The organism is Flavobacterium branchiicola, from assembly GCF_018383905.1.
Lineage (GTDB): Bacteria > Bacteroidota > Bacteroidia > Flavobacteriales > Flavobacteriaceae > Flavobacterium > Flavobacterium branchiicola.
On record NZ_JAGYWA010000001.1, the window covers coordinates 597388 to 623519 of the forward strand.

24 protein-coding genes and 1 riboswitch are annotated in these 26132 nt (G+C 34.9%); of the genes, 1 reads left to right on the forward strand and 23 read right to left on the reverse strand.

Annotation, left to right across the window (positions count from 1 at the left end; all coding sequences use genetic code 11):
* Positions 1-67: 67 nt before the first annotated feature.
* The 16 genes from KHA98_RS02505 to KHA98_RS02580 form a co-directional block, all read right to left on the reverse strand.
* On the reverse strand, positions 68-1291 hold the full coding sequence (locus KHA98_RS02505; protein WP_213254924.1) for a dicarboxylate/amino acid:cation symporter: 1224 nt from the start codon (positions 1289-1291) through the stop codon (positions 68-70).
* Positions 1292-1440: 149 nt separating this feature from the next.
* Positions 1441-2094: a class I SAM-dependent methyltransferase gene (locus tag KHA98_RS02510; protein WP_213254926.1), complete on the reverse strand. Its 654-nt coding sequence runs from the start codon at positions 2092-2094 to the stop codon at positions 1441-1443.
* A gap of 264 nt (positions 2095-2358) precedes the next feature.
* Positions 2359-3315, reverse strand: a complete 957-nt coding sequence (gene metF / locus KHA98_RS02515; RefSeq protein WP_213254928.1) for a methylenetetrahydrofolate reductase [NAD(P)H] — start codon at positions 3313-3315, stop codon at positions 2359-2361.
* A 159-nt stretch (positions 3316-3474) separates the two neighbouring features.
* Positions 3475-6150, reverse strand: a complete 2676-nt coding sequence (gene metH / locus KHA98_RS02520) for a methionine synthase (RefSeq protein WP_213254930.1) — start codon at positions 6148-6150, stop codon at positions 3475-3477.
* A gap of 188 nt (positions 6151-6338) precedes the next feature.
* Positions 6339-6599: a hypothetical protein gene (locus KHA98_RS02525; protein WP_213254932.1), complete on the reverse strand. Its 261-nt coding sequence runs from the start codon at positions 6597-6599 to the stop codon at positions 6339-6341.
* A gap of 221 nt (positions 6600-6820) precedes the next feature.
* Positions 6821-7255: a hypothetical protein gene (locus tag KHA98_RS02530; RefSeq protein ID WP_213254934.1), complete on the reverse strand. Its 435-nt coding sequence runs from the start codon at positions 7253-7255 to the stop codon at positions 6821-6823.
* A gap of 6 nt (positions 7256-7261) precedes the next feature.
* On the reverse strand, positions 7262-8260 hold the full coding sequence (locus KHA98_RS02535; RefSeq protein WP_213254936.1) for a homocysteine S-methyltransferase family protein: 999 nt from the start codon (positions 8258-8260) through the stop codon (positions 7262-7264).
* A gap of 258 nt (positions 8261-8518) precedes the next feature.
* A riboswitch (SAM riboswitch) is annotated at positions 8519-8636 on the reverse strand.
* A gap of 76 nt (positions 8637-8712) precedes the next feature.
* Positions 8713-8910, reverse strand: a complete 198-nt coding sequence (locus KHA98_RS02540) for a hypothetical protein (RefSeq protein WP_213254938.1) — start codon at positions 8908-8910, stop codon at positions 8713-8715.
* A gap of 122 nt (positions 8911-9032) precedes the next feature.
* A complete protein-coding gene (locus KHA98_RS02545; protein ID WP_068845756.1) occupies positions 9033-10085 on the reverse strand; it encodes an NAD(P)/FAD-dependent oxidoreductase in 1053 nt (350 codons plus the stop codon).
* A 259-nt stretch (positions 10086-10344) separates the two neighbouring features.
* Positions 10345-10926: a precorrin-2 dehydrogenase/sirohydrochlorin ferrochelatase family protein gene (locus tag KHA98_RS02550; protein WP_213254940.1), complete on the reverse strand. Its 582-nt coding sequence runs from the start codon at positions 10924-10926 to the stop codon at positions 10345-10347.
* A 249-nt stretch (positions 10927-11175) separates the two neighbouring features.
* On the reverse strand, positions 11176-11985 hold the full coding sequence (gene cobA / locus KHA98_RS02555; protein WP_213254942.1) for a uroporphyrinogen-III C-methyltransferase: 810 nt from the start codon (positions 11983-11985) through the stop codon (positions 11176-11178).
* Positions 11978-14068, reverse strand: a complete 2091-nt coding sequence (locus KHA98_RS02560) for a HEPN domain-containing protein (protein ID WP_213254944.1) — start codon at positions 14066-14068, stop codon at positions 11978-11980. Before KHA98_RS02560 ends, cobA begins: the two co-directional genes overlap by 8 nt.
* Positions 14069-14233: 165 nt before the next feature.
* A complete protein-coding gene (locus KHA98_RS02565) occupies positions 14234-15478 on the reverse strand; it encodes a sulfate adenylyltransferase subunit 1 (protein ID WP_213255388.1) in 1245 nt (414 codons plus the stop codon).
* A 142-nt stretch (positions 15479-15620) separates the two neighbouring features.
* Positions 15621-16520 carry a sulfate adenylyltransferase subunit CysD gene (gene cysD / locus KHA98_RS02570; protein WP_012023580.1) on the reverse strand — a complete coding sequence of 300 codons (900 nt, stop codon included), beginning with the start codon at positions 16518-16520 and terminating at the stop codon, positions 15621-15623.
* A 271-nt stretch (positions 16521-16791) separates the two neighbouring features.
* Positions 16792-17502: a phosphoadenylyl-sulfate reductase gene (locus KHA98_RS02575; protein ID WP_213254946.1), complete on the reverse strand. Its 711-nt coding sequence runs from the start codon at positions 17500-17502 to the stop codon at positions 16792-16794.
* Between the two features lie 27 nt (positions 17503-17529).
* The gene (locus KHA98_RS02580) at positions 17530-18432 is read right to left on the reverse strand and encodes a sulfite exporter TauE/SafE family protein (RefSeq protein ID WP_213254948.1); all 903 of its coding nucleotides are present in this window, start codon (positions 18430-18432) and stop codon (positions 17530-17532) included.
* A 307-nt stretch (positions 18433-18739) separates the two neighbouring features.
* Between KHA98_RS02580 and KHA98_RS02585 the strand changes: the two genes are divergently transcribed.
* The gene (locus tag KHA98_RS02585; protein WP_213254950.1) at positions 18740-19522 is read left to right on the forward strand and encodes a sulfite exporter TauE/SafE family protein; all 783 of its coding nucleotides are present in this window, start codon (positions 18740-18742) and stop codon (positions 19520-19522) included.
* A 101-nt stretch (positions 19523-19623) separates the two neighbouring features.
* Here the strand turns inward: KHA98_RS02585 and KHA98_RS02590 are convergent, their stop codons facing one another.
* The 7 genes from KHA98_RS02590 to thrA form a co-directional block, all read right to left on the reverse strand.
* On the reverse strand, positions 19624-20034 hold the full coding sequence (locus KHA98_RS02590) for an RrF2 family transcriptional regulator (RefSeq protein WP_125722103.1): 411 nt from the start codon (positions 20032-20034) through the stop codon (positions 19624-19626).
* 144 nt (positions 20035-20178) lie between these two features.
* Positions 20179-20682 (reverse strand): RDD family protein, encoded by a 504-nt coding sequence (locus KHA98_RS02595; protein ID WP_213254952.1) that lies wholly within the window; start codon positions 20680-20682, stop codon positions 20179-20181.
* Between the two features lie 67 nt (positions 20683-20749).
* A complete protein-coding gene (locus KHA98_RS02600; protein ID WP_213254954.1) occupies positions 20750-21262 on the reverse strand; it encodes an alpha/beta hydrolase family protein in 513 nt (170 codons plus the stop codon).
* Positions 21263-21357: 95 nt separating this feature from the next.
* The gene (locus KHA98_RS02605; protein WP_213254956.1) at positions 21358-22530 is read right to left on the reverse strand and encodes a trans-sulfuration enzyme family protein; all 1173 of its coding nucleotides are present in this window, start codon (positions 22528-22530) and stop codon (positions 21358-21360) included.
* A 115-nt stretch (positions 22531-22645) separates the two neighbouring features.
* Positions 22646-23071, reverse strand: a complete 426-nt coding sequence (locus KHA98_RS02610) for an OsmC family protein (protein ID WP_213254958.1) — start codon at positions 23069-23071, stop codon at positions 22646-22648.
* 16 nt (positions 23072-23087) lie between these two features.
* The gene (locus KHA98_RS02615) at positions 23088-23645 is read right to left on the reverse strand and encodes a hypothetical protein (protein WP_213254960.1); all 558 of its coding nucleotides are present in this window, start codon (positions 23643-23645) and stop codon (positions 23088-23090) included.
* Between the two features lie 71 nt (positions 23646-23716).
* Entirely contained in the window at positions 23717-26131 is a 2415-nt protein-coding gene (thrA, locus tag KHA98_RS02620) for a bifunctional aspartate kinase/homoserine dehydrogenase I (protein WP_213254962.1), read from the reverse strand.
* Position 26132: the final 1 nt, after the last annotated feature.

The window sequence follows — 26132 nt, forward strand, 5'->3', positions numbered from 1 at the left end:
TTATGTTCACGCAGATTGCGCTGATAAAAGCAGATTTATAAAACATTATATTTTTAGTTAAAGAAAACTACCACTTGGTTTTTTCTGAGAATCTTGAAACAAGCATGGATGAAATCACATCTCCATTGGCATTTAATAATGTAGCAATTGGATCAACCAGCGTTCCTAAAATCATCGCAACTGGTAAAGCCTGCTCCATCGGGAAACCATAAACGGTAATCGCCAAAACTTCGCCAATATATCCTCCGTTTGGGATTCCGCCTTCTACAATAGAAACAATTACAGTAATTCCTAATGCCAAAAGTATGGTTGAAGGTTCTGTAAAATCTTTCCCAAACATGGCAAAAAGAAAGGTGATTTTTAAGATTGATGACATACTCGAACCGTCTTTATGCAATGGTGCTCCAAGCGGAATAACCAGATTTCGGACATGTGTCGGAATTCCCATTTTTTGTGCCGCATCAAGATTTGCCGGAATTGTTGCGATACTGCTGCAAGTTCCAACCGCTGTTAATGAAGGTGTAATATTATTGCTCCAAAAAACTTTAAAAGCTCTTTTTCCACCTGCAATGAGTGCATATAAACTGAAAAAAGTAAAGAAATAAAATACACAGGCTGCATAATAAACTGCCATAGGTTTTGCATAAATTCCAAACAACTGAGGCCCGAAAATACCAACCTGATAAGCAAAATAAGCACCTAAACCAATTGGCGCAAATTTCATGATGATATTCAGCAATTGCTTCATGACTTCATTTCCCGAATCCAGAAAACTCTTGAAAGCATTTCCTTTTTCTCCAGATTGTAAAGTGGCAAAACCAATTAAAAATGAAAATATAATCAGTGCCAGCATGCTTTTTCTGGACAATAGTTCGAAGAAATCGTTTGTTGTTACCAACTGTGCAATTTGGTCTCCAACAGAACCTGACTTAATATTTTCAACCAGGATTTTTGAAACAATCATATCCTGATGAATCGGGAAAAGATAGACTGCAAAAATCATTACAATGGCCGAAATCAGAATTGTGGAAAGAAAAACCAAGATCATAACTACAAATAGTTTTCCTAGTTTTTCTGTCCGTTCCAGGTTGGCAATGGAAGAACCAATCGTAAAGAAAATCAACGGAATAATCGCAGTGAAAAGTAAATTCAGGAAAATATCTCCAATTGGTTTTATGACCAGAACTTTTTCTCCGAAAACTAAACCAAAAATACTTCCGACTATAATGCCTCCAAGAAGTAAAAGGATACTGCTGTAACTTTGTAGAAAATTGATTTTTTTAGTTTCCATAAATTTTTAAGTAATTCAGAAATAAAAACAAAAAGTAAAAGTATTTCAAAAAGAAGACTGCTAGTTTTTTTGCCACTGATTAAATGATTTCAAATGATTTTTTAATCTGTGTTAATCCTCTTAATCTGTGGCTAAAATTTAATTAATTGCTATTTCTCTAGCACTATTGTAGTAAAAACTCTGTCAACCAATTCACCTGTTTTACTTTTTACTTTTTCTGTCTGACTTTCGGTGTAAACAATCTTAAAAGCTGTTTTCTCAATCAGTTTTTGCGCTTTTTCAGTGCTGTAAAGCTCAAATTCAAATTGTGTAAACGGAAGAGTTTTCATAAAATCTTCTTCGGCAAATGTAAGACAAAAATTACCTTTTTGTAATAAAACTCTGTAAATTTCTAAAAGTAATTCTTCGGGCTTCTGCCAAAAGTAAAGAGTATTTACGGTGAAAATTTTATCAAAAGATTCATCTTCAAACGGAACTGTGTTTCCGTCATAAATCGAAAAGAAGGCTTGTTTTTGAGAAACAAAATTTCGGTTGATCTGGCGTGCTTCCTGAAACATCAGTTCCGACATTTCAAGTCCGTAATATTTTAGGTTTTCTGCCTGTTCGAAAAGAAATTCAACATGACCAGCGTTTCCGTGACCTAATTCCAGTATTTTATTTCCATTGGATATCTTTAGATTGCGGATGGAATGTTGGGTCATATTGATGTTCGTTTCGTTCATCATATTGGCCATTTCAATTCCTTTTTCTCCCGATGGATGTTTTAATTGAGAGGCTATGGCTTGTAATTCTTCATTTTTCATAATGCAAAATTTTAAACTTCTAAATTAAACAATAACTTTCAATCTAAATTCCAAAATTTGAAAATCCAAATTCCTATTTTTCAGTATTTTGTCGTTCTGAGGAATGAAAAATCTTCACAAGTAGCTCCGTAAGGTTTATCAATCTTTGTGGATTTAGCAACGAAGATTCTTCGTTCCTCAGAATGACAAAAATGCGGATAAATTAGACTTGAATAACTTTGTCAAAGCTTAAAACTTTGACAAAGTTCTATGTGTACGCAACAATTAAAAAACCTGACTAGCAATCTGACGAATATTCTCCGATTTACCCATTGAGTAATAATGTAAAAACGGAACTCCGGCTGCTTTTAATTCTAATGACTGCTGAACTGCCCATTCGATTCCGACTTGTTTGATTTCAGCATTATTTTTGCATTTATCGACTGCATCAATTAAATCTTCCGGTAAATCGATTCTGAAAATCTGTGGCAAAATTTGTAAGTGTCTTTGAACAGCGATTGGTTTAATTCCGGGAATAATTGGAATTGTAATTCCCATTTCTCTCGCTTTTTCTACAAAGTTGAAATATTTAGCATTGTCAAAAAACATTTGCGTTACCACATAATCAGCTCCCGCATCTACTTTTTCTTTTAATCTTTTTAAGTCCGATTGTAAAGATGGAGATTCTAAATGTTTCTCCGGATAACCCGCAACACCAATACAAAAATTTGCTTTGTTGTCGATATCCATCACTTCATGCAGATATTTTCCGCAATTCAGATCGTTTATTTGTCGAACCAAATCAATTGCAAAATGATTTCCTCCGGCTTTTGGTGTAAAAGATTGCTCATCCTTCATAGCATCACCGCGAAGTGCCATTACATTGTTGATTCCTAAATACTGACAATCAACCAACATATATTCTGTTTCTTCCTGTGTAAATCCGCCGCAAAGTAAGTGAGGCACAGTATCTACATTGTATTTATGTTTTATAGAAGCACAAATTCCAAGTGTTCCCGGACGCATACGAGTCAGTTTTTTATCCAAAAGTCCGTTTCCTTTATCAATATAAATATACTCCTCGCGAGAAGTTGTTACATCAATAAACGGCGGATTAAACTCCATCAACGGATCGATATTATCGTACAATTCCTGAATACTTTTCCCCTTTTGAGGCGGAATAATTTCAAATGAAAATAATGTTTTTCCTTTGGCGTTTTCTATATGTTCTGTTACTTTCATTTTAAAATTATGAGTTATGAGTTATGAATTTTGAGTTTAAATAGGTGTAAAAAATCTGAATCAAAAAACGTAAATCAATCTTTTAGTTTAAAGTCTGAAAGTCGAAAGTCGAAAGCCCATACTTTGAGACTTTATGACTTTTGACTTTATGACTATATTTTAATCTGCTATATTAGGGTTTAACCATTTCATTGCGTAATCAAGCGGTACATTTCGGCGTTTGGCGTAATCTGTAACCTGATCTTCTTTTATTTTTCCGAGTCCGAAGTATTTACTTTTCGGATTTCCGAAATAATATCCGGAAACTGAAGAAGCCGGCCACATTGCCATACTTTCTGTCAGCGTCACTCCAATTTCTTCCGCTACATTTAGAAGCTTCCAGATTGTTGGTTTCTCCAAGTGATCCGGACATGCCGGATATCCTGGCGCAGGACGGATTCCTTTATAACTTTCTTTAATCAATTCTTCATTTGTCAAAGCTTCGTCTGAATCATAACCCCAGAAATCTTTACGCACTTTTTCGTGAAGATATTCGGCGAAAGCCTCAGCAAAACGATCTGCAAGTGCTTTCACCATAATCGAATTATAATCGTCAAGATTCTTTTCATATTCAGCAGCCCATTCATCAACACCAAAACCAGTTGTTACACAGAAAGCTCCCATATAATCATCGATTCCGCTTTCTTTTGGAAGAATAAAATCGGCTAAAGCTATGTTTGGAGCACCTTTTGTCTTTTGTCCCTGCACACGTAAAGTCAAAAACTTCTCTAAAACTTTTCCGTTTTCATCACGCAATTCGATATCGTCATCATCAACCTGATTACAAGGGAAAATTCCGAAAATGCCTTTTGCTTTTAGTTTTTTCTCTTCCAAAATCACTTTCAGCATTGCCTGCGCATCTGCAAAAACCGAAGTCGCTTGTTCACCCACAACCTCATCCGTTAAAATTGCCGGATATTTTCCGTACAATTCCCAAGTTTGAAAAAATGGTGTCCAGTCAATATATGGAACCAAAACGTCCAGTTCTACTTCAACGATTTGTGCTCCTATCTTTTTAGGTTTAACTGGAGTATATTCGCTCCAATCCAATTGTAATTTATTTTTACGAGCCTCTTCAATCGTCAGGAAGTTTTTATCTCTCGAACGATTTAAAAATGTTTCTCTAAAAGCATCATATTCTGCACGAATATCGCTTGCATATATTTTACGGTTATGATCCAACAGATTCCCTGCAACGGTAACGGCTCTCGAAGCATCGTTTACGTGAATTACAGTTTCTCTGTATTGAGGCGCAATTTTCACGGCGGTATGCGCGCGCGAAGTTGTTGCCCCACCAATCATAATCGGGATTTTAATTCCTTGTTTGTCCAATTCTTTGGCTAAATATACCATTTCGTCAAGCGAAGGCGTGATTAGTCCGCTTAATCCAATAATATCTACTTCATGCTCGATTGCTGCTGCAATAATTTTCTCCGGGGGAACCATTACACCTAAATCTACAATCTCGTAATTGTTACAAGCCAAAACTACCGAAACGATGTTTTTTCCAATATCGTGAACGTCACCTTTTACAGTCGCCATCAGGATTTTTCCGTTTCCGGATTTGTCTCCCGCTTGTTTGCTTGCTTCGATATAAGGCAATAGATACGCCACGGCTTTTTTCATTACACGAGCCGATTTTACAACCTGAGGCAGGAACATTTTTCCACTTCCGAATAAATCTCCAACCACATTCATTCCCGTCATCAAATTGATTTCGATAACTTCAATTGGTTTTGTAGCAGCCAAACGCGCTTCTTCTACATCTTCTTCAATAAAAGCATCAATTCCTTTTACTAATGAATGTGTTATACGTTCCTGGACGGTTCCAAAACGCCATTCCTGAACGGCTTTTTCATCGCTTTTTACTTCGCCTTTTACATTTTCTGCAAAATCTAAAAGTCGTTCTGTTGCGTCGTCACGTCTATTTAAAATTACGTCTTCAACGTGTTCTAATAAGTCTTTTTCGATATCATCGTAAATCGTCAACATCTCTGGATTTACGATTCCCATCGTCATCCCGTTTTTGATTGCATGATATAAGAAAACGGAGTGCATCGCTTCACGAACGTGATCGTTTCCTCTAAACGAGAACGAAACGTTACTCACACCACCGCTAATATGTGCGTGTGGCAAGTTCTCACGAACCCATTTTGTTCCTCTAAAAAAGTCCAGTGCATTCAGGCGGTGTTCTTCCATTCCTGTTGCAACTGGGAAAATGTTCAAATCGAAAATAATATCCTGTGGATGGAAACCAACTTTGTTTACCAAAATATCGTACGAACGCGCACAAATCTCCACACGACGATCGTAATTATCTGCCTGACCTACTTCGTCAAAAGCCATCACAATAGCCGCCGCACCATAACGTTTGATTAATTTTGCGTGGTGAATAAAGGCTTCTTCTCCTTCTTTTAACGAAATCGAGTTGACAACACTTTTTCCTTGTACTACTTTCAGACCAGCTTCGATAATTTCCCATTTCGAACTGTCGATCATAATCGGCACTCTCGAGATATCTGGTTCTGCAGCAATTAAGTTTAGGAATTTGGTCATGGCAGTTACACCATCCAACATTCCCTCATCCATATTAATATCGATGATTTGTGCTCCTCCTTCTACCTGCTGTCTTGCAATATCAAGTGCCTCGTCATACTTCTCTTCCTTGATTAAACGAAGGAATTTTCGCGAACCCGTTACATTCGTACGCTCACCAACGTTTACAAAAACACTTTCTGGCGTAATAATCAAAGGTTCTAATCCTGCTAATACAAGGTCTCTTCTTTTTTCTGTCATTTTTTTAAGGTACTAAGGTCCTAAGGTTCTTAGGTTCTAAGTTTTTATTCTTATTTCTTTCCTGCAAGGTTTTTAAAACCTTGTAGCTATTTATGTTTATTATTTTGGGCGTGTCTTTCGACTTGCACACCCGTCACTCTCATCTACATCGTTAATGTTTCTTTGTAGCCATAAGTTAATTATTGATTTTAATCATCAAAAACATGTTCTTCGAAACCTCCATGAAACACCTTTTCAATCCATGTTTTAAATTCTCCATTTGTTGTAATAAGGTATATTTTCCCATTACTTTCTATTTTGAATTTTTCATTATTCTCAATCTTACTTTTTATACTTTTTAATTCAGAAACGCAATACAAATAAGGACTTACGGTATCATACCAATTTGAATCTAAAAAAGCTTTAAAAACCTCTCCATCTTCTGAATAAACAAAATGTTTGGCATCCATTTTTAAATTTTGTTGCTATTAATTCAAATCCATATTATCTAAAATCCTGCATGGTTTTTAAAACCTTGTAGGTATTTATGCTTATTATTTTGGGCGTGATTCGCCGCGGCGAACCGGGCTATACGCTCTTAGTCCTCGCTCTTCCTTCGTCAGGCTGTGGGCTAACCGCTTCTATCCCTCACGCAAACTCGGTTTCATAAGATATTTTTATGTTTCCGAAATTATTTCCATTTTTCTTTCTCTATATATTTGCATGTAACTCCCGCATCATAGAAATAATATTTAGTTTTTCTAAAACCTGCTTTTACAAGAGTTAAAGAATCTGGTTGTAATTCTTCTTCTAAAACAAGATCACTTTCCTCCGGCTTATTTAAATCATATTTCACTTTGTAAAACTTGTTTAAAAGTGTCGAATCATATTTATCAACTGAAATCTTTGATATGATTTTTTTATCCAAATAAAAGTAATATTGTAAATAAATGACCTTACGCCCATACTTAAATCTAGTTGTAAGCCCTACAGCTTCGCCCTTGAATGATTTTCTATCCTCTTCAGTTTTGTTAGGATCCTTACGACTAAAAAAAATCATTAGCATTACAATTGCTACTAAACCAGCTGTTGCCAAATAATTTGATTTCACATCGTTCTTGCCCATAATTTTTTATCCCAAAACAGGCGCCACTCTCGGCTTATAATCCTTCGCAACTTCTGCCATTAATCGAATATGATCTGGAGTTGTTCCGCAACAACCGCCAATGATATTGATTAAATTATCTTCCAAATATTCTTTAATGAAAGCCTGAGTTTGTTCTGGCGTTTCATCGTATTGTCCGAAAGCGTTTGGCAATCCAGCATTTGGATGCGCCGAAACGTTAAATTGTGTATGTTGTGACAATGTTTTTAAATAGGGTTTCAATAAATCAGCTCCTAAAGCGCAATTGAAACCAACACTCAATAACGGAATATGTGAAACAGAAATCAGAAATGCTTCAACCGTTTGTCCAGAAAGTGTTCTTCCTGAAGCATCGGTAATAGTTCCAGAAACCATAATTGGCACACCAATATTACGTTCGTCTTTTACTTCTTCAATTGCAAAAAGTGCTGCTTTTGCGTTTAGTGTGTCGAAAATCGTTTCTACTAAAAGTAGGTCGCAGCCTCCGTCTAATAGTGCTTCAACTTGTTGTTTGTAGGCAATTCGTAAATCATCAAAAGTTACGGCTCTGTAACCCGGATCGTTTACGTCTGGTGACATACTTGCCGTACGGTTTGTCGGCCCGATTGAACCGGCTACAAAACGTGGTTTTTCCGGATTTTTTGCTGTGAATTCATCTGCAACTTGTCTCGCGATTTTAGCCGATTCGTAGTTTAGTTCGTAAACCAAATCTTCCATGAAATAATCGGCCATACCGATTGTTGTTCCGGAGAATGTGTTTGTTTCTACGATATCTGCGCCAGCTTCGTAATACGCAGCATGAACGTCGCGAATTGCTTGTGGCTGTGTCAGGGATAATAAATCGTTGTTTCCTTTTAACGGATGCGGAAAATCTTTGAAACGTTCGCCACGGAAATCTTCTTCTGAGAAGTTGTAGCGTTGTAACATGGTTCCCATAGCTCCGTCAAGGATTAGGATATTTTTCTTTATTGCTTCTTGTATAGACATTTCTCTTTTGCCGCTAAGGCGCTAAGGCACAAAGCTTTTTTATTTATTATTAATTCCAAAAGTTCACTATTGCTGGCTAATTAGCCCCGATGGAAGCAAATATCCTTTTATCCGCCACGGCGGATAAAAGATATTTGTGTACAGCGGGAACTATTGACTGCAAAAATGCGCCAATGATTCGCTCCTGATACAGAATCTGTTTCAGTAAATTATTTGTAAGTTGTTTTGAAAAGTTTTGAGAAATACGAGAATGTATTTGTGTTATCTATCTTTAATACCTTGTGTTTATGGTAAAAAGTAGAATTTAGCACCTTCTTTATGATAAAGGGTTGCTAAGGTTTCATCGGGTCTATCCCTCCGCCTTTCGTGATAACGAACAATAATTTTAAGAACAGTGCAAAGGTATGAAATGACAATACGATTTGCAAATGTTTTTTTGAGGTTCTGAGAGGCTAAGGTTCTGAGGGACTAAGTTTTTCTTTTTGGGTTTTATATTTTGAGAATCTTTTCATCACTTCTTCATGTTCTACAAATTCATTTTCCTCTGTCTGTTGAAGTCCAGTTTCGATTTCTTCCCTTTCTTCTTTTGATAAATTTTCAAACCAATCTTTTTGATTTAAATTAAAACCATTATCTTTTTCTAAATCCATAAATAATCAAATTATAATTCTCTTAAATATACAAAATAAAAAAGCTCAAACTATAAAAGTTTGAGCTTTACAATATTTAAAAACCTCAGCGCCTTAGTCCCTTAGAACCTCAGCACCTCAGATTAAACAATCGCTTTAACAACCGCCTTAGGCGCTTCTTTACGAGTTCCGTCGAAACCGTCTACTCCAGAAACTGTTGTATATTTCAATACGTATTTTTTACCTGGATTGATGATTTGGTATGCAGCCTGACACATTAAAGTTGCTTCGTGGAAACCACAAAGGATTAACTTTAATTTTCCAGGGTATGTATTTACGTCTCCAATTGCGAAGATTCCAGGAATGTTAGTCTGATAATCTAATGCATTGTTTACTTTAATGGCGTTTTTCTCTATTTCTAATCCCCAGTCTCCAATTGGACCTAATTTTGGTGTTAATCCGAAAAGTGGAATGAAATAGTCACACTCGATTTTACGGTGTGCTCCGTTTTCTTCGATATCTAATGACTCAACATGTTCAGCACCGTTGATTCCGATTACTTCTGCCGGAGTAATTAATTTGATTTTTCCAGCTGTTTTTAATTCTTGTACTTTTTCTACAGAATCAAGAGCGCCTCTAAATTCGTTTCTACGGTGAATCAAAGTTACTTCTGAAGCTACATTTGCTAAGAAAATTGACCAGTCTAAAGCTGAATCTCCTCCTCCTGCAATTACAACTCTTTTATCTCTGAATTTTTCTGGATTCTTGATAAAGTATTTTACTCCTTTATCTTCATAAAACTCGATATCTTCGATAAGTGGTTTACGAGGCTCAAAACTTCCTAAACCTCCAGCGATTGCGATAACTGGCGCGTGGAATTTAGTTCCTTTATTTGAAGTTACAATAAAACTTCCGTCTTCTTGTTTTTCAATTGTTTCTGCACGTTCGCCTAAAGTAAAACCTGGCTCAAATTGTTTGATTTGCTCTTGTAAACCATCAATCAAATCTCCAGCTAATACTTCTGGAAATCCAGGAATATCATAAATTGGTTTCTTTGGATATAACTCTGAAAGCTGCCCTCCTGCTTGTGGTAAGGCATCTAAAATGTGGCATTTTAATTTTAACAATCCTGCCTCGAATACGGCAAATAAACCTGTTGGCCCTGCTCCAATTATAAGTATATCTGTTTTAATCATTATGTTGTTGTTTATAATCATTCTTAATAACGCAAAGAAACGAATAAATCCTTGTACTATCAATGATTTTTATCATTTATTTCTTTCCGAAACTTTTTTACTCTTTATTTTTTAATGCAATTTACCTTTCCGAATCATCGGGTTGAAACCCGAGGCTACAAACAGGTCGTTCCTTCGGAACTTGATCTTCGAAACGTTTGTCTTTGTCGTCATCGGGTTGAAACCCGACGCTACAATATGAATCGTTCCTTCGGAACTTTTATTCTTTATTTTTTAATGAAGAGGTAATCTCATTCATCCTTTTCACTTTTTCTTCGAAATTACCTTTTAAACTTTTTCGATATTCATTTAGATTTTCAACCATTTGATTGATATCTTCCGGAATAACTTCTTCGAAAAACTCGCGAAGCCTTTTTGCCGTCGTCGGTGATTTTCCGTTGGTTGAAATGGCAATTTTTACATTCCCTTTTGTTACGATTCCGCCCAAATAATAATCACATAAATCGGGCGTATCGGCGATGTTGCAAATCAAATAACGCTTTCTGGCTAAATCGTATACTCTTTTATTGACTTCAAGATTATCGGTACACGCAATAACCATGTGGCGCTTTTTGAGCATTTTCTTTTTGAACTTCGATTTTGTTAATGTAATCGAAGGGTGATTCTCTGCTAAAACCTGAATTTCTAAATGAAAATTCGGTGCCACAACCTCAACATTTGCATTCGGACTTGACTTAAACAAGAAAGAAAGCTTTTCCAGACCTACATTTCCACCACCTACAATTAATACGTTTAAATTGTGAAGCTTTAGAAATATGGGATATAATTCGTTTTGTTCCATTTTAATCTTTTGTTTCATCAAAATTAATGAATCTCACGTTTCCCTAGGTTGAAACCTTGGGCTATGTTTCATTTATGACGAAATTTATTTTGCGAATTCTTTGACAACATCGGGTTGAAACCAGATGTTATTAAATTCTATGCTTACATTAGGTTGAAAACCCTACGTTATTCAATTCTATGCGTACATTGGGTTGAAACCCGACGCTACAATATGAATCGTTCCTTCGGAACTTTATCATCAAATCGATTATTTTTTAGCAACGAATTGGTTTTGTCGAAACATTTTATCCAACTCCTTTTTTTGACAAAATTCTTCGTAAAATCCTTTTAATTTATGGCTTTCGCGAACCACTTCGCCTAAAACGATAATGGCTGGAGAACCTAATTCTTTTTGTTTTACGATTTCTAAAATCGAATCGACTGTTCCTACGCCTGTTTTTTCTTCTACTGTTGTTCCGTTTTGAATGATGGCAACGGGCAGATTTCCTTTGTTTTCTTTTTGAAACAAATCGATGATCTGAGGCAGTTTGTGCATTCCCATCAAGATTACAACTGTTGCAGAAGATTGCGCTGCCAAAGCCACATCTGAAGATAATTTTCTATCTGATGTTGTGCCTGTAATAGCCCAAAAGCTTTCTGAAACACCTCTTTTTGTAATCGAAATTCCCTGACTTGCGGGAACGGCAACTACAGATGAAATTCCTGGAATAACAATCGTTTCGATTCCGAAACTTTCTGCAAATTCTATTTCTTCACTTCCTCTTCCAAAAATAAATGGGTCTCCGCCTTTTAATCGAACTACATTTCCATACGTCAACGCATTATCTACAATCAATTGATTGATTTGATCTTGTGTGTAAGCATGGTTTCCGATTCTTTTTCCAACAAAAATCTTAATAGCATTTTTTGATGCGTGATCCAGAATTTCTTCATTGGCTAAGGCGTCGTATAAAACCACATTTGCTTCAGCCAGTGCTTTTACAGCTTTTAGCGTAAGTAAATCTGGATCGCCCGGACCTGCACCGACTAAAGTTATTTTTGGTTTTATATTAAGCATTAGCTAATTCTTGTGCTCTAAATGTTTCGATTTTATCAAAGAAAACAATGGCTTGTGCAATGTAATCTTTAGCGAAAGCTTCAGATGGTTCATTTTTATTGATTTGGTAAACCAAGTCTTTAAAAGTTGAATTCAATTCGATTTTATTTGTATCGATAAAAACAGTGTCAAACAAATCAACGATTCCTGCGTGGTGGTTTGTTTTTTGGTTTTCTGCCAATAACAAGGCTTTTGCTCCATTTACAAATCCAGCGTAAGCGTGGTAAATTGCATCTGCTACTTTTCCTTCGTCGAAAGATTCTTGTGCGAAAGTCAATTTGTCTTTTGCTTCTAATAATAAAGTAGCAACTAAATCGATCACAACTCCGGCACATTCTCCAACTCCAACTGCTTTTACATAGTTATCTGCGTTACCCCAATCTACAAAATCTGCTTCTGTTAAATTGGTTACATCAGATAATGGTTTTAAGATTTCGTAGAAGTATTTTTCTCCTTTTAAATCATAATAGTTTAGGAATTTTTCTCCATTCGCATTAGCGTCAAAATCATTTAAGATGGTGCGCAAAGCTTCTGGGCCTCTACGGCTTGGAATTTTGATTACTTTATCAGCAAAACGTCCTTCTCCGTTTCCTAATCTTCCTCCACCCAATAAAACTTGTAATGCCGGAGCTACTAATTTTCCTGAGTTGATAGACATTCCCTGGAATCCGATTGCAGACATATTATGTTGTCCGCACGCATTCATACATCCTGAAATTTTAATCTCAATTTCGCGGTTGTTTAAATATTGAGGATATTCTGCACTTATAACTCTTTCTAATTCTTCGGCAATACCAGTACTGCTTGCAATCCCCAAGTTGCAAGTATCGGTTCCTGGACATGCCGTAATATCTACGGTAGAATTATATCCTAAATGAACAAAGTCCAATTTGGTTAATTCCTGATAAAAGAAAGGAAGATTTTCCTCTTTTACGTGACGTATTACAATATTTTGACGCAATGAAAAACGTAATTCGTTTGCTGCGTAATTTTTAATTAAATCGGCTAATAATCTTGCTTTATCTGTATAAAAATCTCCTAATAAAACTTTGATTCCAATAGCATAATATCCTGCTTGTTTTTGTGCAATTACGTTTGATTTTTTCCAAGCTTCAAAAGCTTTTGTATCTTCGATTGTAACTTGTGGCACTTCTAAAACTGGTTCTGGAATTGGACCATCAAAAGCAGTTGTATCAATTTCGTAGGTTTCAAAAGCAATTGCTTTTTTCTCTTTTTCAACTAAATCAAGAAAAACATCTCTTCCCATTTCTTTGATTAAGAATTTCATACGCGCTTTCATTCTTTTTGCACGTTCACCGTAACGGTCAAAAATTCTGATAATTCCTTCTGCGGTTGGAATGATTTCGTTCACCGGAATAAACTCAGAAAGTAATTCGGCGTGTGCTGGCTGAGATCCTAAACCTCCTCCAAAAACGACTTTAAATCCTTTTTGTCCGTCTTTAATTTTCGGAATAAATCCTAAATCGTGTAAATAACTCAACGCTGTATCTTCATCTGAAGAAGAGAACGAAATTTTAAATTTACGTCCCATTTCCTGACAGATTGGGTTTCTTAACAAATATTGAAACAAACCGTGCGCGTAAGACGAAACATCAAATGGTTCGTTTACGTCAACTCCAGCTAATTCACTTCCTGTAATATTTCTAACCGTGTTTCCACAAGCTTCACGCAGAGTAATATCGTCTTTAGCCAATTCTGACCAAAGTTCTGGTGTTCTGTCTAAACTCACATAGTGAATCTGAATATCCTGACGTGTTGTAATATGCAAACGTCCAGTAGAATATTTATCTGAAACTTCCGTAATTCTTCTCAATTGCTCGCTGGTTACTTTACCATATGGCAATTTGATACGGATCATCTGAACGCCTTCCTGACGCTGACCGTAGATTCCACGCGCTAAACGAAGGCTACGAAAACGCTCATCATCAATTTTTCCTCCACGGAATAAGTGAATCTTTTTTTCTAATTCGATAATCTCCTTCTGAACTACCGGATTTTCTATTTCTGTTCTAAAACTTTCCATTTCTTTTACGCTTTAGGCTTTAGGCTGTACGCTTTAAGCTTTTTAACTTTGTGTTTTTTTTTAATGCTTTAGGCTATAAGCAATAGGCTTTAGGCTTTCTTGCGTAGCTTGTTTATACATTTTGCAAAAAGCTTAAAGCCTATTGCTTAAAGCTTACAGCAGGTTTTACCTTATAAATCCTACTCCTGCTGTTGTGTTCGTTGCTGTATCAATTAAGATAAAAGCTCCGTTTGATTTGTTGTCGTTGTAAGCGTCAAAATATAAAGGCTTGCTTAATTTTATGCTTACTTCTCCGATTTCGTTTATCACTAATTGTGAAGCTTCTGTTGTTCCTGAATAATCAGTTGCAATCGTGTTTTTAATGCTTTCTACTTTTGCTAAAACCCTGTTCGTATTGTGCTGTACTAAATATTTAGTTCCTGGAACCAATTTTTTGCTGTCCATCCAGCAAACCGTTGTGGTAATATCTTTTTCAATTCTTGGAAGTTCGTCTGATTTTACAATCATATCCCCTCTCGTTACATTGATATCATTTTCTAATTCGATTGTAATTGAAGAACCTGCTGTAGCTTCATCAAATGTTTTATCGAAAAAGTGAATTTTTGAAATTTTAGATTCTGTTAAAGATGGAAGCACTGTTACAGCATCTCCAACTTTAATAGAGTTTCCGTATAATTTCCCTGCGTAACCTCTGAAATCGTGGTATTCTTCAGTTTTTGGACGAATAACCGTCTGAACTGGAAAACGTGCTTTTCCTGCTTCGTAAACATCATGAGAATGTAATCCTTCTAAATGTTCTAAAACCGTTTGTCCGTCATACCAAAGCATATTCTCTGATTTATCAACCACGTTTCCACCGTTGATTGCACTTAACGGAATATAACTTACGTTTTGTTCTTTGAAAGTACTTTTTGCATTTAATGCCTGAAAATCGGCTTTGATTTTATTGAAAACTTCTTCTGAGTAATCAACTAAATCCATTTTATTAATCGCAACGATTACTTCTTTTACTCTCAATAAATTATTGATGAAAAAGTGACGATACGTTTGCTCAATAACGCCTTTTCTAGCATCAATCAAAATGATAGAAACCTGAGAAGTTGAAGCTCCTGTAACCATGTTTCTGGTATATTCTACGTGACCTGGCGTATCGGCAATAATGTAACTTTTCTTTGCAGTCGAAAAATAAATATGCGCAACGTCAATCGTGATTCCTTGCTCTCTTTCTGCTACTAATCCGTCAGTCGCCAAAGAGAAATCTAAATAATCATATCCTTTTTGTTTACTGCTTTTCTCGATTGCTTCAATTTTATCTGTAGTCAATGATTTTGTATCGTACAATAACCTTCCGATCAAAGTACTTTTTCCGTCATCTACACTTCCTGCTGTTGCTATTTTTAAAACGTCCATTCTGTAATATTTTGTTTCAGGTTTAATTTTTTGTTTCAAGTTTAATGTTTCAAGTTGTTGAAACGCTTTCACTAAAATTTAAATCTGTATGTTTTTTTGATTCTACTTTTTAATTATCAATTGTCAATTATTAATTATCCAATTAAAAATATCCTTGTTGTTTTCTTTTCTCCATTGCAGCTTCAGAACGTTTGTCATCGATTCTGGCTCCTCTTTCAGAAATCGTTGATGATCTGATTTCGCCAACTACTTCTTCGATTGTTGCTGCGTAAGATTCAACAGCGGCTGTACAACTCATATCTCCAACGGTTCTGAAGCGAACAATTCTTTCTTCGATTTGTTCGTCTTCTTCCTGATACACAAAAGGAGAATGTGACCAGATTAAACCGTCTCTCAAAAAAACTTTTCTTTTATGTGAAAAATAGATTGATGGAATTTCGATATTTTCTTTTTCGATATAACTCCAAACATCTAATTCTGTCCAGTTTGAAATTGGGAAAACACGAACGTTTTGTCCGTTTTCGATTTTTCCATTCAAAATATCAAACAACTCTGGTCTCTGATTTTTTTCGTCCCATTGTCCGAAATCATCACGCACAGAGAAAATACGTTCTTTAGCTCTTGCTTTTTCTTCATCACGACGCGCGCCACCAATACAAGCATCAAACTTGAATTCTTCAATTGCATCCAAAAGTGTTGTTGTTTGCAAACTGTTTCTACTTGAATATTTTCCAGTTTCTTCAACCACTTTTCCTTCATCAATAGCATCCTGAACATTACGAACGATCAACTCTAAACCTAATTCTTCTACCAATTTATCTCTGAAAGCAATTGTTTCAGGGAAATTGTGTCCCGTATCTACGTGCAATAGAGGAAACGGAATTTTAGCAGGGAAAAATGCTTTTTGCGCTAAACGCACCAATGTAATAGAATCTTTTCCTCCTGAGAAAAGTAAAACCGGTTTGTCAAACTGTGAAATTACTTCTCTGAAAATGTATATCGCTTCACTCTCTAAAGCGTTTGTTTTTAATACTGAACTCATTGTGTTTTTTTGTTTCAAGTTTTAAGTTTCAGGTTTTTTGATTGTGAGTTAACCTAAATCTTCAACTTTGTTATTCTCTTAATTTTATTCTTCTTCATCGGGTTAAAACCCGACGGTTAATCTGTATCAATTCTGCTTCTCCATCGGGTTGAAACCCGACGCTACAATATGGATTGTTCCTCCGGAACTAAAAATCTATATGCTATATTCTTTTTTCTATTCTCTATTCTCTACAGAAGTCTTGCCTCTTGCTTCTTTCTTCTAAAAAACTCTACTCTTTCTTAGCGCTATGAAGTCCGCACTCTTTATGGCTTGATTCCCACCACCATCTTCCGGCTCTGATATCTTCACCTGGGAAAATTGCTCTTGTACAAGGCGCACATCCTATACTTACGAAACCTTGTTTGTGTAAAGCATTTTGAGGAACATTGTTTTCAGAAAGATACGTTTCAACTTCTTCTAAAGTCCATTTTAGTAATGGATTGAATTTGATGATTTCGAAACCTCCGTCATATTCAAAAAGCTGAAGATCATTTCTATTTTCCGATTGTTCTGCTCTTAAACCCGTAATCCAGACTGAATTTCCTGCCAAAGCTTTTCTTAACGGAACTACTTTTCGGATAAAACAACATTCTTTTCTGTTTTCAACCGAATCGTAAAAGCTGTTCGGTCCTTTTGTTTTAAGTAAATTTTCCACTGCTGTCGCTTCCGGAAAAAAAACTTCAATTGGTCTTTTGTATTTTTTTAATGTTTTATGAAAAACATCGTAAGTTTCCTGAAATAATCTTCCTGTGTCTAAAGTAAACACTTTAATATCGGTGTTACTTTTTGCAATAAAATCAGTAATTACCTGATCTTCCTGACCGAATGAAGTTGAAAAAATTACTTTTCCCGGAAATTCATTTGCTAAAAAAACTAAGGTTTCGTCAAGCGAAAAATCTTTTGTTTTGTCTAATAATTCTTGTACAATAATCGCACTCATAATCTATTTTCCTTTCTAAAACTATCTTTACAATAATTTAGATAATGTTTTTAAACTCAACAATATAATTAGAATTCCAACTGCCACCATCATTGGTTTTCTTTTGATTTTATTTACTAAATAAGCTGCCAACGGCGCTGAAATAACTCCTCCTAAAATCAACCCAATGATTACCTGCCATCCGTGGATTCCTCCAAAAAGCATGAACGTTATACCACTTGCAAATGAAATTGCAAACTCGGCTGCATTTACTGAACCAATTGTATACTTTGGATTTCTTCCTCTTCCTAATAAAGTCGAAGTTACAATCGGGCCCCAGCCTCCACCTCCAACAGAATCCATAAAACCACCAAATGTTGCTAAGATGCCTAATTTTTTAGTTTTCTTTTTTTCAATATTCTTTTTTAATGCTTTTCTGATAATGATAACCGCCAAAATAATCATATAAATAGCAATGAATGGCTTGATAACATCTCCATTTATAACATCGGCCAACAAATAAGCCCCTGTAATCGAACCTAAAACCCCTGGAATCAATAAATGTTTTACCAACTTTTTATTGATGTTTCCAAAACGATGATGCGAAAGTGCCGATGCGCCTGTCGTAAACATTTCAGAAACGTGAACTGCCGTACTGCTTACCACTGGTGGCACTCCGTAAGCCAATAAAAATGATGTAGAAGTCGCTCCGTAACCCATTCCTAAAGTCCCGTCAACTAATTGAGCAAAAACGCCAATGGCAAAAAACACTAAGAACTCTTCATTGAAACCATTTACAAATCCGTTCCACGTAAAATCTGCGTGATGATTATAAATTAATGTAACTAGCAAACCCACTAATAAAACAACAGGTATCACAACCCATAAACTCCCCTTTGATAAAGTATTAGGCTTGATCGCAGCGTTGTTTAATTTAAGTTCATTTTCCATATTTTAAGATTTTTTTACTCTTAAAAATCCTTTATCCTATCGGCTTAGTAGATTACTTTGCAAATGTACTATATATTTTGAAATATCAAAACAATATATTTAGTTTTTTACAGAAGCTATTACACTATAAACCAAGACAAAAGAGTTTTAATAAACGATTAATAATTAATTTAACAAATTACACACTACTTCATCAGATTTTAACAGCGTGATTTAATTTTGTGATTTGCAAAAATACACATTTAATCTCTACCAAATCTATAGGATAATTATAAAATTGTTGTATTTTAGCGGCAAATATTTTTTCATGGATTTTCAGATTGGTCTTGTAATAGCAGGTTTAGTAGTTGGTTTTATTGTTGGGTTAACTGGTGTCGGCGGAGGCTCACTTATGACTCCTATTTTATTATATTTTGGAATTCCTCCAACAACCGCAGTAGGAACCGATCTGCTTTATGCTGCATTTACCAAAGCCGGAGGTGTATTTGTACACAACAAAAAAGGAAACATCAATTGGAAAATTACAGGCTGGCTAACTTTAGGAAGTGTTCCTGCAGCTTTATTGACTTTATGGATTTTAAACAGCATTAAAACGGATATTGAAACCATAAATCGTGTCATTAAATACAGTTTAGGCTGGGCTTTGCTATTTACTTCAGTAGCTATTATCTTCAAACAGAAACTTCTGGTTTTTTCTCAAAAACATGCTGGAGATAAATTTCACAACGAAAGTACAACACAAAACATATTAACCATTGGAATCGGAGTTCTATTGGGTGCAACAGTAACACTAACTTCAATTGGAGCTGGAGCACTCGGAACGGTAACTTTGTTTTTCCTTTATCCGCTTTTACCAACACCGCGTCTAGTTGGAACCGAAATTGCACATGCTGTTCCGCTTACTTTAGTTGCTGGAATTGGACATGCTTCTATGGGAAATTTAGATTTAGGACTATTAGGACAATTATTAATGGGATCGCTTCCTGGAATTTTTATGGGAAGTATGCTAAGCGGTAAAATTCCAGATCAGTTTCTTAGAAACGCTATTGCAGTAATGCTTTTCTTAGCGGGATATAAATTGATATTTTAATATAAATTTTTCAACCATATAAGTCATATAAGTTTATTTTAGACTTTGCATAAAGCTTGACTAAAATAAACTTATATGACTTATATGGTTGAATTTTTTTTTTAGAATGCTATATCTGCTAAAGAATTACTTTCTAATATTTTAAGTGTATTATCACGAACTTCGGTCATTAAACGTCGTGCAGCACAAGTAGTTTCATCATCGCAGTCATCACATCTTTCGTAGAAATTATGGCTTGCGCAAGGCAATAAAGCAATTGGACCTTCTAAAATACGATAGACTTTTGCCATACTGATATCCTTTGGATCTTTAATCAGATAATAACCTCCGCCTTTTCCTTTTTTAGCTCCTAAAAAACCTGAATTTCTAAGAAGCAACAGGATACTTTCTAAAAACTTAATCGAAATGTGTTCGCTCTTCGCAATTTCAGCTATTTGTACAGGTTCGTTATTTTCACGTCTGGCTAAGTAAGTTAGAGCTTTAATTCCGTATTTTGTTTTCTTTGAAAGCATTTTTATATTTTAGATTGTCGACTGTAATTTCTTTGGTGTACCCATTTAAAGAACAGTCTCTTATTTTTCTGCAACAAAAATAAACTTTTTAAATGAGATTATAACAGATTGGAAGTTATATTCTACCAATTTAGTATAGTTTAATTAATTTGACTCTTTTACGCCTATCAAATTAAATTCATGAAAGCTTTTTACTTCTTCATCCAAAGCTTTTTTATTTACTACATAAGTATCAGAAATAGAATCATGCCATCCTCTTGATCCTCCTAAATAAGTTAAGACATCAAACGGAATACAACGACATAAAGTTCTTTTGGTAATAGTTCCAAAGCTTGGTATTTCACCATTTTCATCTACAACTATCGAACCTGTAATATATTTTGCGACTGTTCTTCCTAAAAATCCCTCCATTGTAATATAATAGACAATTAATGCCGTAATGTAGATTATATTCCAGCCAAAATCTCCCAATCCGTTAATCCACATGCTTAGAGAAGTAGATCCTAACAATCCGGAAATTAAACTGGAAATGAATAATAAGGCAAATAAAAGAATCATTAAAAAAACCTGATCGATAACGTAGTTTAAAAAGCGGGCGCCACGGGACACCAATAATTTCTCATCTAAAGTGTAGGTAGAATTACTCATGTAATAATTTTGGTTGGTTAGTATTATTTTTTAGTTCTAAACAAAAATATACTTTTTGATGAAAGAATTACAAAAAACTGCTACAAATAAGCAATGTATTTTGGTTTTCCTGATATAATTGATGTTCCTGATTGTCAAAAATTTGAGCTGAGATTTTTTGGTCTGAAAACCACTGCGGATTTGGCTTATTTAGATCTTTCTCTCCAAAATAAAGTTCAACTTTACAATCAGGAGTTTCGGTTTCAAAACGCAATCTTGTAGAAGAAACTGCAACAAGCTGAGCTACTTTTAATCCTTTTAGCGCCGCTTTCCATGCGATTGTTCCTCCAATGCTAAAGCCTAAAACGACTACTTCTTCTTTTTCATTATTTAATAAACTTGCTATTGCCTGATCAATTCCTCCATTTAAAAAATGCTTATGAATATTGGCTTCATCCTTTAAAGAATCCATTTTAGCTAATTTTAAAACATCATAATAGTGAATATCAAATTTAGAGTCCAGAATCCTACTATAATATTTAATCCATTCCGGATTACCTCCAAATAAGTCTGACAATAGTAACAATCTTGGTTTTATCATATTTTATAAAAACTAAAATGTATTAAAAATGCAAACTTAAAAATACAAAAAAAGGGCTATTAAAAAATAGCCCTTGAATTTATTATATTTTGTGTTTAAGAAAGCGCTTGCTTCAAATCGGCAATTACATCTTCTACTGTCTCTAAACCAACAGAAACACGAACCAAACCTTGTGTGATTCCTACCGCTAATTGATCTGCTTCAGATAATTTACTATGCGTTGTTGATGCCGGATGTGTAACAATCGATCTTGTGTCACCAATATTTGCCGATAACGAACAAAGTTTTATCGCGTTCAGGAATTTTCTTCCCGCTTCGATTCCGCCTTTTATTTCAAATGCGATGATGTTTCCACCTGCTTTCATTTGCTTTTTTGCAATCTCATATTGTGGATGCGATTTCAGGAACGGATATTTTACGCTGTTTACATTTGGATGGCTTTCTAAAAATTCAGCCACTTTTAAAGCATTTTCACAGTGTCTGTCTACACGAACTGCCAATGTTTCTAAACTTTTAGATAAAACCCAGGCATTAAACGGTGATAAAGCCGGTCCTGTATTTCTTGAAAATAAATAAATCTGTCTGATCAAATCAGCATTTCCAACTGTTACTCCGCCTAAAACACGACCTTGTCCGTCGATTAATTTAGTTGCAGAATGTATTACCAAATGTGCTCCAAATTTAATTGGCTGCTGTAAATATGGCGTTGCAAAACAGTTATCGATTATTAAAATCAGATTGTGTTTTTTAGCGATATCGCCTAGCAATTCCAAATCGATTACATCAACTCCTGGATTTGTTGGAGACTCAGCGTATAATATTTTGGTGTTTGGTTTAATAAAACTTTCAATAGTTTCCGGCTTGCCAATCTCAAAATAAGAAGTTTCGATATTCCATTTTGGAAAATAAGTCATAAACAAAGCATGAGTAGAACCAAAAACACTGCTTGCAGAAACAATATGATCTCCAGAATTTAATAAAGCAGCAAACGTAGAATATACCGCAGCCATTCCGGTTGCAAAGGCATATCCTGATTCAGCACCTTCCATCTTGCAAATTTTATCTACAAATTCTGTAGTGTTTGGATTGCTGAAACGGCTATAAATATTTCTTTCTTTTTCTTCTGTAAAAGAAGCTCTCATATCTTCAGCATCTTCAAATACAAAGCTTGACGATAAGTATAATGGCACCGAATGCTCTAAATACTGAGATCTTTCTAATTGTGTTCTGATGGCTTGTGTTTCAAAACCAAATTCTTCTGTACTCATTGTGTTGTTTTTTGTTTTTTTGTTTAAAGTTTAAAGTTTCAGGTTGTTACTGAACTTAAAATTCAAACGGTTTAGAGAAATTATCTAATTCTCTAATTGACTAATTTTCTAATTATTATAAAGCTTCGTTGTTCAGGACAACTTTGTATTTAATTGTTGCTGTTGGCTCAACTGTTTTGGCAACTGAACAATATTTCTCGAAAGAAAGTTGTGCTGCTTTTTTTGCTTTTTCCGGGTTGATATCTCCTTCTAAATAAAAAACCACATCGATTTCTTTAAAAGGTTTTGCTTCCTCGATTTGAACACGAGTTCCTTCAACCTCAGCATTAAAAGAAGTGATTTCCTGACGTTGTTTTTTCAAAATCGAAATCATATCAATTGCACTGCATCCTGCAACGCCCATTAAAACTAATTCCATTGGACTTGCACCTAAATCGCTTCCGCCAAATTCGGCTCTGCTGTCAACGTCAACTATGTGTCCGCGTTCATTTTTTACTTTGAAATGAAATGCGTCATTTACTCTGTTTAAAGTTACTTTCATGGTATTATACTCCTAGTTATTTGTCTTTTTTATCTAATTTATTCCAATATTCTAAAACCTGCTTTTTAGATTCTGCATCTAATGTTTTAAAATTATCAGAGAATTTATCCGTTTTAAAATCATCTGAAACATTTGCTTCTATAGTATAAAATTGATCCTTTTGAGAAAAAATCAGATGAACCGACTCTTGTTTAAAAGCTGCGTCATAAAGCCCATAAATAAAAAGGCCATCAATGCTTTTGTCTTTATTCCAATCCCAAAAAGCTTTTCTGCTTCCCCACGCCGAAATAATTCCGTTATGATTTACTTCTAAAATAGATTTTACAACCCATTTATCATTGACTTTTGTAAACCTTTGAAAATACATTTTGTCAGGAATTGCATTCTTTTCAATTTTTGAAAAAATAAATACATTGTCTTCATTTCCAACTGAACTGACTTCGTCTATTTGAATTGCCCGAACTCCTTTATAAGGAAAAACTTCCTGTGTGTAACTGTCTTTATTTCGAATAACATTCGAAATTTGAGCAGTCAAAATATTTGAAAACAATAACAAAATGAAAATCTTTTTCATACTTTATATTTAATTATTAAAAATGTAAAGTTAAGATTTTTCTCTCTTCTCATTTTACTGATAAATTGCTTTTATCCTTTATCTGATAATCTCAAAATATCTCCGAAAACTCCTCTCGCTGTTACAGCAGAACCTGCACCGGCTCCCTGAATTACGATTGGACGATCTCCGTAAGATTCTGTGTAAATTTCGAAGAACGAATCAGAACCTTTTAATCCACCAAGTGCTGTGTCTGATGGAACAGAAACTAATTTCACTTCAAGATTTCCTTTATCATTTTGCAAATCTCCAGACAATTCACCAATGTATCTTAATACGTGATTTGGCTTCTGATCTGCTTTTATTTTCTCATAAATCGGGTCGAATTCTTTTAATTTGGTTAAGAAATCAGCGACATTTCCTTCACGTAAATGTTCCGGAATTAAATTCTGAATTGAGATTTCTTCAAACTCGTTTTGCAAATCTAATTCTCTTGCCAAAATCAATAATTTTCTTCCCACATCATTTCCGCATAAATCCTCACGCGGATCTGGTTCTGTATATCCGTTATCAATTGCTTCTTGCAGAATTTCACTAAACGGAGCCTCTTTTGCAGAGAAATTATTGAATAAATAACTTAATGTTCCAGAGAAAACTCCTTTAATTTTTGTGATATTTTCACCAGAAAGATGTAATAATTTTATGGTATCAATTAATGGTAAACCTGCACCAACATTGGTTTCGTATAAATAATTCTTCTGGTTTTCAGCCAAAGCTTTTCTTAGTTCTTTATAAAAACCATAACTTAATGTATTAGCTACTTTGTTTGACGAAATCAAATCAAAACTGCTTTCTACAAGCGGAACATAGTTTTCTACAAAAGTTGCACTTGCTGTATTATCAATTGCAATTAAGTTTTCTAAATGATACTCATTTGCATAAGCGATAATATCATTTAAAGTATACGCTTCTCCTTTAGTTTCGATGTCACTTTTCCAATTTGAAGTTACGCCATTTTTATTTAAAAGCAGTTTTTTAGAATTCGCAATTGCAAAAACATTCAGCTTGACATCTTTGCGCTTTTCAATTGCTGCAGCCGATTCTAAAATCTGATTGATCAAAGTTCCGCCAACTAATCCGTGACCGAAAATAGCAATATTGATTTTTTTAGAAACTCCAAAAATCTCTCCGTGAATTACATTTAAAGCTTTGTTTAGCTCTTCTTTTTTAACAACCAAACTCACGTTTTTACCCGTAACCGTATTGTTGAATAAAATTGGAACAATTTTATTTTTGATTAAAGCTGTATAAGGTTTATGGAAAGTACTCAAATCCTGACCAATAATCGAAATTACAGATACATTATCGGTAACTGTAATCTGGTTTACATCTTTAGAATAAAAGTCGTTTTCAAACTCTTTTTCCAACTCAACCATTGCAAGCGTTGCTTTGTCTTTGGCTACAACCAATCCGATTCCTCTTTCTGAAGAACCTTGCGAAATGATACTTACACTGATATTATGATCGCCCATTACTTTGAAGATCCTGGCATCAACTCCAGATTTTCCAAGTAATCCGCGTCCTTCAAGATTTACTAAAGACACATTTTCTAAAACAGAAAGCGTTTTGATTCCTTCTTTTTGAGAATTTGATGTGATTAGGGTTCCGTGATTTTCGTGATTAAATGTATTTAAAATACGAAGCGGAATATTTTTTTCTAATAATGGAATAATGGTTTTAGCGTGCAAAATTGTTGCTCCAAAATTCGCTAATTCATTCGCTTCATTAAACGATAGAAATTCGATCTTTTTAGCATCAGCAACCAAATCCGGGTTTGCGGTGTAGATTCCGTCAACATGCGTGAAATTTTGAAGTTCTTCGGCATCTAAATAATTAGCAATTAACGAAGCGGTATAGTTACTTCCGTTTCTTCCTAAAGTTGTGGTGTCGTTATTGTTGTTTGAACCAATGAAACCTGTTACGATATTCACCGTTTCTCCGTTATGAAGTTTAAAATAATTGATAACGTTTTTCTTTGAAAGTTGTTCCAAAGGCTGAGCATCTCCAAATTTAGAATCGGTTTTAAGTAATTCTCTCGTATCAACAAAGTTTGCAGGAATACCTTTTTCAACCAAAATTGCAGTCAGTAATTTAGCCGAAAGTAATTCACCTTTAGACAAAATCTGATCTTTAATTTTATGACTGTAATCTCCAATAAGACTTACACCTTCAAAAAGTTTATCTAATACGTTGAATTCTTCAGATAAATCTACATGCGGAAAATCTGAAACCTGATACGCTTTGAAACTTTCTAATAATGGTTTGTAATTCCCGTTTTTAGCTGCAATTCTAAGAATATCTTCTAATTCGTCTGTTGCGTTTCCACGTGCAGAAACGACTACGGCAATTTGCTCGCCCTGATTTATTTTATCCGAAATGATTGAAACTACTTTATTTAACCCTTCTCCGTTTGATAACGATTTACCTCCAAATTTTAATACTTTCATT

Coding starts and splice junctions, on each gene's coding strand:
- KHA98_RS02505 (WP_213254924.1), bottom strand. CDS start 1,291: ATGGAAACTAAAAAAATCAATTTTCTACAAAGTTACAGCAGTATCCTT.
- KHA98_RS02510 (WP_213254926.1), bottom strand. CDS start 2,094: ATGAAAAATGAAGAATTACAAGCCATAGCCTCTCAATTAAAACATCCA.
- metF (WP_213254928.1), bottom strand. CDS start 3,315: ATGAAAGTAACAGAACATATAGAAAACGCCAAAGGAAAAACATTATTT.
- metH (WP_213254930.1), bottom strand. CDS start 6,150: ATGACAGAAAAAAGAAGAGACCTTGTATTAGCAGGATTAGAACCTTTG.
- KHA98_RS02525 (WP_213254932.1), bottom strand. CDS start 6,599: ATGGATGCCAAACATTTTGTTTATTCAGAAGATGGAGAGGTTTTTAAA.
- KHA98_RS02530 (WP_213254934.1), bottom strand. CDS start 7,255: ATGGGCAAGAACGATGTGAAATCAAATTATTTGGCAACAGCTGGTTTA.
- KHA98_RS02535 (WP_213254936.1), bottom strand. CDS start 8,260: ATGTCTATACAAGAAGCAATAAAGAAAAATATCCTAATCCTTGACGGA.
- KHA98_RS02540 (WP_213254938.1), bottom strand. CDS start 8,910: ATGGATTTAGAAAAAGATAATGGTTTTAATTTAAATCAAAAAGATTGG.
- KHA98_RS02545 (WP_068845756.1), bottom strand. CDS start 10,085: ATGATTAAAACAGATATACTTATAATTGGAGCAGGGCCAACAGGTTTA.
- KHA98_RS02550 (WP_213254940.1), bottom strand. CDS start 10,926: ATGGAACAAAACGAATTATATCCCATATTTCTAAAGCTTCACAATTTA.
- cobA (WP_213254942.1), bottom strand. CDS start 11,985: ATGCTTAATATAAAACCAAAAATAACTTTAGTCGGTGCAGGTCCGGGC.
- KHA98_RS02560 (WP_213254944.1), bottom strand. CDS start 14,068: ATGGAAAGTTTTAGAACAGAAATAGAAAATCCGGTAGTTCAGAAGGAG.
- KHA98_RS02565 (WP_213255388.1), bottom strand. CDS start 15,478: ATGGACGTTTTAAAAATAGCAACAGCAGGAAGTGTAGATGACGGAAAA.
- cysD (WP_012023580.1), bottom strand. CDS start 16,520: ATGAGTTCAGTATTAAAAACAAACGCTTTAGAGAGTGAAGCGATATAC.
- KHA98_RS02575 (WP_213254946.1), bottom strand. CDS start 17,502: ATGAGTGCGATTATTGTACAAGAATTATTAGACAAAACAAAAGATTTT.
- KHA98_RS02580 (WP_213254948.1), bottom strand. CDS start 18,432: ATGGAAAATGAACTTAAATTAAACAACGCTGCGATCAAGCCTAATACT.
- KHA98_RS02585 (WP_213254950.1), top strand. CDS start 18,740: ATGGATTTTCAGATTGGTCTTGTAATAGCAGGTTTAGTAGTTGGTTTT.
- KHA98_RS02590 (WP_125722103.1), bottom strand. CDS start 20,034: ATGCTTTCAAAGAAAACAAAATACGGAATTAAAGCTCTAACTTACTTA.
- KHA98_RS02595 (WP_213254952.1), bottom strand. CDS start 20,682: ATGAGTAATTCTACCTACACTTTAGATGAGAAATTATTGGTGTCCCGT.
- KHA98_RS02600 (WP_213254954.1), bottom strand. CDS start 21,262: ATGATAAAACCAAGATTGTTACTATTGTCAGACTTATTTGGAGGTAAT.
- KHA98_RS02605 (WP_213254956.1), bottom strand. CDS start 22,530: ATGAGTACAGAAGAATTTGGTTTTGAAACACAAGCCATCAGAACACAA.
- KHA98_RS02610 (WP_213254958.1), bottom strand. CDS start 23,071: ATGAAAGTAACTTTAAACAGAGTAAATGACGCATTTCATTTCAAAGTA.
- KHA98_RS02615 (WP_213254960.1), bottom strand. CDS start 23,645: ATGAAAAAGATTTTCATTTTGTTATTGTTTTCAAATATTTTGACTGCT.
- thrA (WP_213254962.1), bottom strand. CDS start 26,131: ATGAAAGTATTAAAATTTGGAGGTAAATCGTTATCAAACGGAGAAGGG.